This is a genomic window from Vibrio sp. V19_P1S1T109 (assembly GCF_002241375.1).
Classification (GTDB): domain Bacteria; phylum Pseudomonadota; class Gammaproteobacteria; order Enterobacterales; family Vibrionaceae; genus Vibrio; species Vibrio anguillarum.
Genome location: NZ_NDIM01000258.1, coordinates 1 through 10,873, shown reverse-complemented (window position 1 = coordinate 10,873; position 10,873 = coordinate 1). Strand labels below are relative to the sequence as shown.

The 10,873-nt window shown below is 46.3% G+C and carries 6 protein-coding genes and 2 pseudogenes; 4 read left to right on the top strand and 4 right to left on the bottom strand.

Translation table 11 applies throughout. The features are described from left to right. The 3 genes and pseudogenes from B9J87_RS12955 to B9J87_RS12945 all read right to left on the bottom strand — a co-directional run. Positions 1-1,549 (bottom strand): annotated as a pseudogene (locus B9J87_RS12955) (glycine dehydrogenase (aminomethyl-transferring)); the annotation flags it as partial. A gap of 81 nt (positions 1,550-1,630) precedes the next feature. Beyond that, a complete protein-coding gene (gcvH, locus tag B9J87_RS12950) occupies positions 1,631-2,011 on the bottom strand; it encodes a glycine cleavage system protein GcvH (protein ID WP_013868476.1) in 381 nt (126 codons plus the stop codon). A 57-nt stretch (positions 2,012-2,068) separates the two neighbouring features. Beyond that, positions 2,069-3,376 (bottom strand): serine hydroxymethyltransferase, encoded by a 1,308-nt coding sequence (locus B9J87_RS12945; protein WP_094126798.1) that lies wholly within the window; start codon positions 3,374-3,376, stop codon positions 2,069-2,071. Between the two features lie 392 nt (positions 3,377-3,768). Here B9J87_RS12945 and B9J87_RS12940 point away from each other — a divergent pair, with 392 nt between their 5' ends. The 4 genes from B9J87_RS12940 (at position 3,769) to B9J87_RS17935 (ending at position 8,104) form a co-directional block, all read left to right on the top strand. After that, a complete protein-coding gene (locus B9J87_RS12940) occupies positions 3,769-4,392 on the top strand; it encodes a helix-turn-helix domain-containing protein (RefSeq protein ID WP_010320321.1) in 624 nt (207 codons plus the stop codon). Positions 4,393-4,683: 291 nt separating this feature from the next. After that, positions 4,684-5,817: a glycine cleavage system aminomethyltransferase GcvT gene (gene gcvT, locus B9J87_RS12935; protein ID WP_176429525.1), complete on the top strand. Its 1,134-nt coding sequence runs from the start codon at positions 4,684-4,686 to the stop codon at positions 5,815-5,817. Between the two features lie 77 nt (positions 5,818-5,894). Continuing rightward, positions 5,895-6,878 carry a trypsin-like serine protease gene (locus B9J87_RS12930; protein ID WP_094147218.1) on the top strand — a complete coding sequence of 328 codons (984 nt, stop codon included), beginning with the start codon at positions 5,895-5,897 and terminating at the stop codon, positions 6,876-6,878. A gap of 128 nt (positions 6,879-7,006) precedes the next feature. Beyond that, entirely contained in the window at positions 7,007-8,104 is a 1,098-nt protein-coding gene (locus B9J87_RS17935; RefSeq protein ID WP_026028942.1) for a S1 family peptidase, read from the top strand. A gap of 75 nt (positions 8,105-8,179) precedes the next feature. Here B9J87_RS17935 and B9J87_RS12920 read toward each other — a convergent pair. After that, positions 8,180-10,597: pseudogene (locus B9J87_RS12920) on the bottom strand (M16 family metallopeptidase); the annotation flags it as partial. Positions 10,598-10,873 lie beyond the last annotated feature (276 nt).

The window sequence follows — 10,873 nt, the reverse complement described above, 5'->3', positions numbered from 1 at the left end:
GTTTCATGGTGCAACTGCCAAGCGGGATCATGCCGTGAGTTAATGAAAAATCTTTATTCTCAAGTTTTTTCAAATAACGCATCATTTGCGTTTCGCTGTGATAGGTGTTGAACACAGGATGCGTTAGGAAGCGAGATTGACGACGGCAGTGTTCTGGAATCGCTGCAAATTCGTTGGCGGCAATTTCTGCCGACAGCGCGCTTACCGATTGCTTAATATCGAAAACCGCAAACAGGGTTTCAAGATCAGCGGTGGTGGTGGTTTCATCTAAACTGATGCCTAGTTGGTCATCAAAGCGGCGTAAGTTGATGTCGGCTTGCTGCGCTTTTGCGTACAGCGCTTGAGTTTGAGCGGCACTCTTTAAGGTAATCGTGTCAAAGAAGCTGTTGTGTACCAATTCGTAGCCCGCTTGAGTTAAGCCTGCCGCTAGAATTGCTGTCATATGATGAGTACGGCGCGCAATGGTGCGCAACCCTTCTGCGCCATGATAGACCGCATAAAACGAGGCCATATTAGCCAGCAGAGCTTGCGCGGTACAGATGTTCGAGGTCGCTTTTTCGCGGCGAATGTGCTGCTCGCGAGTTTGCATTGCCATGCGCAGTGCTGGATTACCTTTGGCGTCAATCGACACGCCGATCACGCGGCCGGGCATAGTGCGTTTGTGCGCTTCACGCGTGGCCATAAAGGCGGCGTGTGGGCCGCCATAACCCATAGGGACACCGAAACGTTGAGCCGAGCCAATCACGACATCCGCGCCCATTTCACCCGCTGGTTTTAGCAAGGTGCTGGCCAGTAAATCCGTGGCAACAGTGACCAATATTTTATTGGCTTGCGCTTTAGCAATCAGGTCGCTTAAATCACGCACTTCACCTGTGGTGCTTGGGTATTGCAGCAGCGCGCCAAACACATCTTGTTCAGGCAATGAGTCGAGTGCGCCGATTTGTACCTCAAAACCGATAAATTCAGCGCGAGTTTTTACTACTTCAATGGTTTGTGGATGAACATCGTCCGCCACAAAAAAGACGTTACTTTTGCTTTTTCCTGCGCGTTTACACAGTGTCATTGCTTCGCCAGCAGCCGTTGCTTCATCGAGCAGCGACGCGTTGGCAATATCCATCGCTGTTAAATCCATCACCATTTGTTGGTAGTTAAGCAGCGACTCCAAACGACCTTGAGAGATTTCTGGTTGGTAGGGCGTGTAAGCCGTATACCAGCCCGGATTTTCCAGTACGTTACGCAAAATGACGTTCGGCGTGAAGGTGTTGTAGTAACCTTGACCAATGAACGTGCGTTTAATCTGGTTTTGATTGGCAAATACTTTCATCGCGCTGAGCATATCGGCTTCGCTTTTAGGCGCAGCAAGGGACATTGGGCTTTCTAAACGAATTTGCGCAGGAACGGTTTGTTCGATTAACGCGGCTAAGCTTTCGGCGTTAATCGCGTTGAGCATTTTTTGTTGATCGGCTGGGTTGGGTCCGTTGTGGCGTGCAACAAACTCATTTTCAGTACTTAACTGGCTAAGCAGTGGGCTGTGAAGTAATTCAGTCATTTCCTTTACCTTTTCAAAGATCGTGTGCGACCTTAAAAAAAAGCCGCCCATGCTGGGCAGCTTTGATCCGTGATGGGCTAATTAATCTTCTTCGATAGAGTTTTGGTACTCTTCTGCATTTTTTAGATTGTCGAGTTCAGAAGCATCAGACATCTTCACTTTCACAATCCAGCCACCTTCATACGGTTCTTCGTTGATGAGTTCTGGGCTATCTTCTAACTCTTCGTTGATTTCAACGATGACACCTGTAATCGGTGCGTAAATATCTGAAGCGGCTTTGACAGATTCAACCAGAGAAAAACTGTCTCCAGCATCAATTTCTGTATCTACTTCAGGTAGGTCAACAAACACGACGTCACCAAGCATCTCTTGCGCATGCTCAGAAATACCGATGGTCACTGTGCCGTCACCGTTGTCGCGCACCCACTCGTGGCTATCTGCAAACTTCAGTGTATTGTCCATTGCTTTATCTCCAAAAAAGTATCGTATTGATTTGAACTTGTGTTTAATTTAAAAAAGCTATTGATAGAGTGGGAAGCGTTGGCACAGCGCTTTAACTTGTTTGCGCACACGTTGCTCAACATCACGGTTTCCTTCTGGGCTCACAACAAGGCCATCGAGAACATCGCCAATCCACTCACCGATGAGTTTGAATTCTTCACGACCAAAACCACGGCTGGTTCCAGCTGGCGTACCTAAACGAATACCCGAAGTAATCATAGGCTTCTCGGTATCAAATGGGATGCCATTTTTGTTACATGTGATTCCTGCACGCTCTAATGCTTGTTCGGCGATATTCCCCTTCAGCCCTTTAGGGCGAAGATCAACGAGCATGAGATGAGTGTCAGTCCCGCCAGTCACAATGTCACAACCGCGAGTTTGCAATACTTCGGCGAGAACTTTTGCGTTATCGATCACCGAATCAATATAACGATGAAACTCAGGGCCTAACGCTTCGCCTAGTGCTACCGCTTTGGCCGCAATTACGTGCATTAACGGGCCACCTTGCAGGCCGGGGAAAACCGCCGAGTTAATTTTTTTGCTGATCTCTTCGCTGTTGGTCAAAACCATACCGCCTCGTGGGCCGCGCAAGGTTTTATGTGTGGTGGTCGTGACAACGTGGGCATGCGGCAGTGGGCTTGGGTGAGCACCAGTGGCGACTAATCCGGCAATATGCGCCATATCGACCATTAAGAGCGCGCCCACTTCATCAGCAATGGCTCGGAATTTGGCAAAATCAATCACGCGAGGAATGGCAGAGCCGCCCGCAATGATCATTTTTGGTTGATGCTCTAACGCGAGGCTGCGTACATCATCATAATTGATTTCTAAGGTCGTGCTATCGACACCATATTGAATAGCATTAAACCACTTACCAGAGAGAGCAGGCCGAGCGCCATGAGTGAGGTGGCCTCCGGCATCCAGAGACATACCTAAAATCGTGTCACCCGGTTGCAGTAAAGCCAGCATCACCGCGCCATTAGCTTGTGCGCCTGAATGCGGCTGCACGTTGGCGTATTGACAATGGAATAGGGATTTTGCACGTTCAATCGCAATGGTTTCGACGGTATCAACGTGTTCGCAACCACCGTAATAGCGACGGCCGGGGTAGCCTTCTGCATATTTATTGGTGAGACAAGTACCTTGCGCTTGCATAACGGCTTTTGAAACGATGTTTTCTGAGGCGATCAGCTCAATTTGTTCATTTTGGCGCACGTATTCGGCTTGAATACCCGCAAAGACAGCATCATCAGTGGCAGCAAGGTTGGTTGAGAAAAAGCTCTCAAGGCAGTGGTTGGGGTAACTTTTGTTCACGTTGGCATTCATGGTAGATGACCTTCCAATAATCCGACGGATTGGCTAAACATTCCGTCATTCCTTTTTAGTGGCTGCCTTATCGTTAAGCCGTTAGGCGACAACAAAGCAGAGTGTCAGTTATCCTTAAACTGGATTGCAACCCCAACAATACGGGGTGAAAAGCCACTTAAACCTTGTTAAATCCCTAACCGCAATAAGTGGTAAACTGCATCTCTTTATCTAACAAGTCAGTAACATACTCTTTGACTTATAAACAATCAATCAAAAATTTCCTATAGGAAACATGGTTTCTTTTTTTGTAAGCAAGAGCACGCTTTATTTACGTGCAGCCTCTTTAACCTTGCGTTGGCTTTATGCCACAATGATGGCCGAAATCAGGAAGATAACAATCGAGGGAAAGCATGTCTGAAGACATTTATGATGAGTACCCATCGTTGACTTTGGCCAAGGAAACTGGTGAACAAACGATCGAACCGCTTAAGCTTGGGCAACGTATTAAAGAGATCCGCTCTAAGCTTGGGATTACGCTAGAAGAGGCGAGCCAGCGGACAGGATTAGCTCGATCTACATTGAGTAAAATCGAAAACGAACAGATTTCTCCAACCTACCAAGCGATGCAAAAACTCGCTCATGGATTGCAGATAGATATGCCTCAACTATTTGAGCCACCAAAGAAAATTGTGGCAACAGGTCGTAGGGATATTTCTCGTATTGGTCAGGGCAAGCCGCATCCCACCCCAACTTACGAGCATGAATTGCTCGCCACGCAGCTCTCTAATAAGAAAATGATGCCGTTTAAAAGCCGAGTGCGAGCTCGTGCATTTGAAGAGTACAGTGACTGGGTTCGTCACGATGGTGAGGAGTTTTTGTTGATCCTCACGGGTGAAGTTTTGTTCTATAGCGAATTTTATGAACCAGTTCGATTGGCGGAAGGTGATAGCGTTTATTACGACGCTAACATGGGGCACATGCTGGTCTCTGTCAGCGAAGAGGATGCATTGATTTTGTGGGTTACGGCAAAATGAGTGTGAAAACGCGAAGTTTCTTATAGTGACAGCAATCGTTTGCTATTTGTTGGCTTTGCCCTCTGTAGTGTGCTTTTAATCACTTTTAGCTCAGGCGATGGTAAGCATCTCGCGACTTTTAATTGTGATTGGGTTGTTAATTTTGACAATTCATCTTGTTTTGAACTTGTTAATCCGTCCGAACGGGCGCATTCTTGTTCACTATTGGAAACATGGTTTCCTCTTCTTTGGACATAATAGCCAAAATTTGGTGGTGAATTCCCTGCTGGGTCGGCTGAAATGGAGATAAAAATGACTCAAGAACATGCAAATCAAACACTACTCACTACTCCTTTACATGCGCTGCACATCGAAGTTGGAGCGAAAATGGTGCCATTTGCTGGCTATGACATGCCCGTTCAGTACCCATTAGGGGTCAAGAAAGAGCATTTGCATACTCGCGAGGCGGCTGGTTTGTTTGATGTTTCGCATATGGGCCAACTTCGTTTGCATGGAGCCAATGCCGCGCAAGCATTGGAGTCATTGGTTCCGGTCGACATTATTGACTTACCAGCAGGCAAGCAGCGTTACGCCTTTTTCACTAATGCACAAGGTGGCATCATGGATGACTTGATGGTTGCTAACCTTGATGATCATCTGTTTGTTGTGGTTAATGCGGCTTGTAAAGCACAAGATATTGCTCATCTACAAGCACATTTGCCACAAGGTGTTGAGCTCGAAGTCATTGATGATCGCGCGCTGTTAGCGCTGCAAGGGCCAAAAGCCGCTGAAGTGCTAGCTCGCCTGCAACCACAAGTGATGACGATGCACTTTATGGATATTCAGCTGATGGACATCGATGGAGCCCAGTGCATTGTCAGCCGAAGTGGTTATACCGGTGAAGATGGTTATGAAATTTCTGTACCAGCAGAACAGGCCGAAGCATTGGCGCGTAAACTGACCGCTTATGAAGAAGTGGAATGGATTGGTCTGGGCGCGCGCGATTCACTGCGTTTAGAGTGCGGTTTGTGCCTTTACGGGCATGATCTCGATACCAGCACAACGCCAGTTGAAGCGAGCTTGTTATGGGCGATAAGCAAAGTGCGTCGTGCTGAAGGTGAGCGTGCGGGTGGTTTTCCGGGTGCAGACATTATTCTTGGGCAGATCGAAAGCAAAGATGTTGCACGTAAACGTGTAGGTTTAGTGGGGTTAACTAAAGCGCCAGTACGTGAAGGAACTGAGCTATTTGACGCTGATGGCCAGCATATAGGCGTAGTGACCAGTGGTACAGCGGGACCGACGGCCGGAAAGCCCGTGTCTATGGCCTATATCCGAGCTGATTTATCAGCGATAGGCACAGAAATTTTTGCTGATGTGCGCGGAAAAATGCTGCCAATGGTGGTTGAGAAAATGCCGTTTGTGGCTCAGCGTTATTATCGCGGCTAAAGCATCATAAAATGTAATAAAAGCGCATTTAAAGATGTTTCATATCGATAACGGATTAAGTACTATCTGGGTTCAAAGTGATAAGGAATGACATGATGAACAAATGGGTAGTACTTTTTTCTTCGCTCGCCTTCTCTGGCAATGTGTTCGCCGTTGATGCTCAGCCCTATATAGTAAACGGCTCGTATGCAAGCGTGGCGGAGTTTCCTTCTATAGCGAGCTTGTTTTTTGATCAAATTGCTTATAACGGTTCATATGGAAAAGGAAGTTATTGTGGTGCTTCGTTGCTCAATAACCAATACGTATTGACGGCTGCGCACTGCGTTTATGGTAATAGTGCAAATCAGCTTTTTACCTCTGTTGTACCTAAGCTGCAAATTGAAACAAACTTTCCATTCAACATATTAGAAAAAGCGCGAGTGGCGGAGATCTACTACCCATCAACTTATAACAACACCACTTTATTGGATGATATTGCGATCCTCAAGCTTGAAACACCTTTGACAATGGTGTCGTCTGCTGACTACTTAACGCGGCCTACCGCAAATTCTGATAGCACTTATCGTTCATCAAGTGAAACCTTTATTGCCGTTGGGCATGGTAATACCTCTTCTAACCTCGATACTAAAACGTCTCTACAGCAAACCGAGTTAACCTATGTACCTAACAGCTCTTGTAATTATGGGACTGGTGTACCGGACACCAATTTATGTATGGAAGGGGCGATAGGTTCTACGGGGCTGCAAAATGCAACCTGTCAGGGCGATTCTGGGGGGCCGTTATTTTGGCATATTGGCGGTAACTATATCCAAGTTGGTATAACCAGCTTCGGGCCAAATACCAAGTGTGGAGACCCACTGGTTACTGCTCCATCGGTATTTACGGAAATCCTTGACTATTCTACTTGGATAGAGAGTGTTCTGCTTGGTTCTGAACCACCAAAATTTGTCGCAACAGAAGCGAAACGCCAAGCTTATTTAAACCCACCTTCTGACAGTGGTGGTTCATTCGGCTGGTGGTCTTTACTGCTGATGTTTATCCCCTTCATTCGTAGACGTTGAACCCTTATTGAGCTCGAGCGACCTGTTTAGGTCGCTTTTTTATTGCCTTTTTTGAGCAGGTTCCACTTAGGGCGCTAAACTTGAAAGTGATACACGCGTATCTTTCTAGATGAGTGACGAGGTGATGGATGTACAAATGGATACTGTTCAGTGCGATGCTATCAGCAAATGCTTATGCGGTTGATTTCCAGCCTTACATTGTGAATGGTTCGGATACCAGCAGTGCCACTTACCCTTCTTTTGCTAGCCTTTTATATCAAAGCAGCGCTCAGTATAGTACCAACAGTTTTTGTGGGGCGAGTATTATCAATTCACAGTTTATTTTGACGGCAGCTCATTGTATTTACGGTAAAAAAGATACCATGCTTTATACGGTGGTAGTGCCTCAGTTGGATAATGTGGCCGATTTCCCCTACGGGAATATCCAGATATCGCGCGCGGCGGCTTTTTATTACCCCAGTACTTACATCAATTCGTCTAGCGCACTCTGGCGTGATGACATTGCGATTATCAAGCTCGAAACACCGCTCAATGTGGCGGACTATTCTGCGCTACTCAATACTCAGTTAAATAATGATTACCCTGCTGGCAATAATTACAAAGCGATTGGGCATGGCTACGTGGCGGGTAATGTCCCGAATGCTAATAAGCAGTTACAAGAAACGACCCTCACTTTTGTTAGTAATGCCGTCTGTAGCGCTTTCTATGGCCCGACATTGACCTCAAAGCAGATCTGTTTTGATGGTGCGGTAAGCGGTGCTTATAAAAACTCCACCTGTTCTGGCGATTCCGGTGGGCCTGTCTATTGGTTTAATGGCTCGCAATACATTCAAATTGGTTTAACCAGCTTTGGGCCTTCACTATGTGGTGATACTAACCAACCGATCACCTCGGTATTTACGGAGCTTTATGATTATCAGAGCTGGATTCAGCGCGTTCTTACAGGGGCAGAGGTGCCTAAATATTATGTTGCCACTCAAAATGGGGTACGTGTTCTGATTGATACTCAAACTGTTGCCGCCCCTCAGGAGGAGAGCGGTGGCAGTTTGAGTATCCTAGGGTTGACTCTACTGCTGTTATTTCGCTTTCGGGCGCATAATAATTTTGGTTCGTCTGTTGTGGTGATTAAAAATTTGCTTGGCTCTCAACGTCATCTCTTGTGCGGTGATTCGGTTTGCCGTTTGCTCTATGTTAAACAACGCATTGATGCCGTACCCGTGCAGTGAATAACGTTGAATAAACCAATTCATCTGCTTGGGGTCGTCTTTGAGTGGTTTGAGATCGGCAATCAATTGTTTCGCTGCGGTGAGCGTTTCCTCTTCCGTTATTTCGACAGATAAACCGTCAATCAGCTTATCAATGGCTTGCTCTGCGGTATCGACATCATTGGATGAAATGTCCACGCTAAATAGCCAATCGTTGTGTGGTTCACTATCGGCTGAAACCGAAAAAGCATTGGGAGCGTAATCCAACCCTAGCTGTTCACGCACCTGACTCACCATGCGGCGGTTTGCCACACGCCACAACATATCATCCATAAAGATAGTAGTAGCCGATTTGTGTTCCGGGTCGTTACTGATCACTCTGGCAAGATAGGCACTGCTTTTTTCATCGTTGATCGCCATGTCGATTCGAGGCTGAAAGTCTGCGCGATAATCAATGCGATAATCGACCTCAGGTGCAGAGCTGAAGGTTAATGACGCTACATAGGTACGCAATAGCGGTTTCAGTTCGGCAGGTTTAATGTCTGCGGTAATAAAGAGTTTAAAGCCTCTATTTTTCTTAAAGAGATCATCATGGGTTTGCATCAGTTGTTCAACACTCACCGTATTGATGTCCGATCCTTCGTATAACCAATGAGTGGTGTTCGGCAGATAGCTATTGCGATTAATGGCGAGCGCCATCTGGCCAATGGGTGAGCGAAGAAAAGTATCTCGATTTTGCTTAAACTCTTGTTTTGTTAACTGCAGATGGCTGTCGTCGATGTTGATGGCTGTCATCGCCGTATAAAGGGCCGCAAACGCTTCGGCTAACTCATCTTTAGATGATTCAAGGCTGATACCATGCGACGTAAAGTCGATGTAGGGATTCAATATGATGCCGTGTCTTCTCAGGTGATTATCCAACTGAGAGCCGCTAAAGTTACCAATTCCACCGCGTATGGCACTCGGAATAAGCACTTCAGAAGCTTTACGCAAATCGGGCTCTAAGCTTGCTTTACCACCAAGGCTTGCCAAAGAGGCATACACTTTTTCCCCTGCGTTAGTGTCTCTGCGATACCACACTTCAACACCGTTACTTAGCGTCCAAGTGGTGATATCCATCGGCTCTTGAGGTTGAGATTCCGACAAAATGGCACCTATCTGCGTAGGTGTTACAAAAGCTTGATTGACCTCTTGCAGTAGCGGTGGCTGCCCTTTTTGGGCAAACAGGGTTTTGAGTGTTGGCAGTGTCGCGACGACGGATTCTTTGTCTTCACTTTTATCCAGCCCAATATTGATCTGGTAGTCGCTAGACAATAATTTGCGAAGGTGTTTATCGAGCATGGCACTGTTGGTGGTCGAGATAAATTCGGTTAACGTCGAACGTCGGTCTAAATGCGACTGGATCGGTTGATCCAATGTGCGCGCCAGCGTTTTTTCTTCGACTAAATCTATCGCGGTGGCTTTTTGCCAATTGTTATCGAAGTTCGCTAGCATCTCTTGATACTGACGGAAAATCGCTTGAAACTCTTGCTCACTCACACCATGATCACGCAGTGCAGCAAGTGTGGAGAAGAAGAGATTTTGCGATGCTTCTCTTGAGTCCACTGGAAACCCGACCTCTGCAAACGAATAGCGCTGGGTTTCAAACGGGATAGTTTGGGAATAAATCCAAAGTGCCGGAAGGTTGGCGTCACTAAAATTGCTGGATAACCGCTGTTGTATCAGTTGCTGGGCGATATCATCGAGCCACCACTGGGCTTGTTGTTCACGGCTGGCTATTTTTTGCTCGCCACGGTCGATGAATAGGCTAATGTTCGGTGAGTCATTGGCACCAATGTAACCCACAAAATCTGTATTATTGGCCGTAATGCTGTGATTTCTAGTCGGCATTGGCGTGCTGCCTTTTTCCCAGCTCGCGAAATGTTTTTCTATCAATGCCGTAGCTTGCTCTAATGTGATATTGCCAGCGATAACGATTTCGGTGAGCTGTGGCTGATACCAAGTGCGGTAAAAATCGGCAATCCCTTCGGGTGTCGCTTGGTTCACGCTCTCTTTGGTGCCCAAGGGATCATGCTGCGCATATAAAGTATTAGCAATCATGTGCTCATAAACGTTTTGAGCGTAGCTCTTCTCCTCTTTACGTGAAAAACGAAACTCGCCCATGATCACGCGTTTTTCATTTTCAACCGATGTAGGAGTAAGCTCTATACCATCGGCAATATCTCTAAACCAGACCAGAGCTGGCTCTACCGCTTGGTTATCGGGTAAATCCAGTTTGTAAACCGTTTCTTGATAAGCAGTATAAGCATTGATGTCAGGGCCAAAACTGACACCTGATTGCTCAAAGGTTTTGATCGCATCATTTCCGGCATAATGAGCGCTGCCATTAAAAGCCATATGCTCAAGAAAATGAGCGTAGCCCTGTTGCTGATTGTTTTCTTGAAATGCGGCTGCGTGAACAATCAAGCGGATGGAAACGGGTTCTTTTTGATTGGGATAAATGTGGTATTTCATGCCATTGGCCAGCTCGGCGCTCGCCCAATAGGGATCTTCTTTGATCGGAGTGAATGCTTGATTTGAAGCACATCCCAACAGAAATAAGCAACTAACGAATAGTAGACGATATATTTTCATAACAACCTCGACATGTATTTGGTGGCAATATACGTCATGAGGTTTGAATTATTTTCGGGAATGTAATTGTCAACTCAGGTTTTGAGAAAGAAGTTTCAATTTTTTCGTAACAATGAATGTTATTAATTACATTGTGTAATTTAAGTGTTAACAGAG

Bases quoted from the DNA above. Each gene is read 5' to 3' on its own strand.
- gcvT (WP_176429525.1), top strand. From the start codon at position 4,684: ATGACTCAAGAACATGCAAATCAAACACTACTCACTACTCCTTTACAT.
- gcvH (WP_013868476.1), bottom strand. From the start codon at position 2,011: ATGGACAATACACTGAAGTTTGCAGATAGCCACGAGTGGGTGCGCGAC.
- B9J87_RS12940 (WP_010320321.1), top strand. From the start codon at position 3,769: ATGTCTGAAGACATTTATGATGAGTACCCATCGTTGACTTTGGCCAAG.
- B9J87_RS17935 (WP_026028942.1), top strand. From the start codon at position 7,007: ATGTACAAATGGATACTGTTCAGTGCGATGCTATCAGCAAATGCTTAT.
- B9J87_RS12945 (WP_094126798.1), bottom strand. From the start codon at position 3,376: ATGAATGCCAACGTGAACAAAAGTTACCCCAACCACTGCCTTGAGAGC.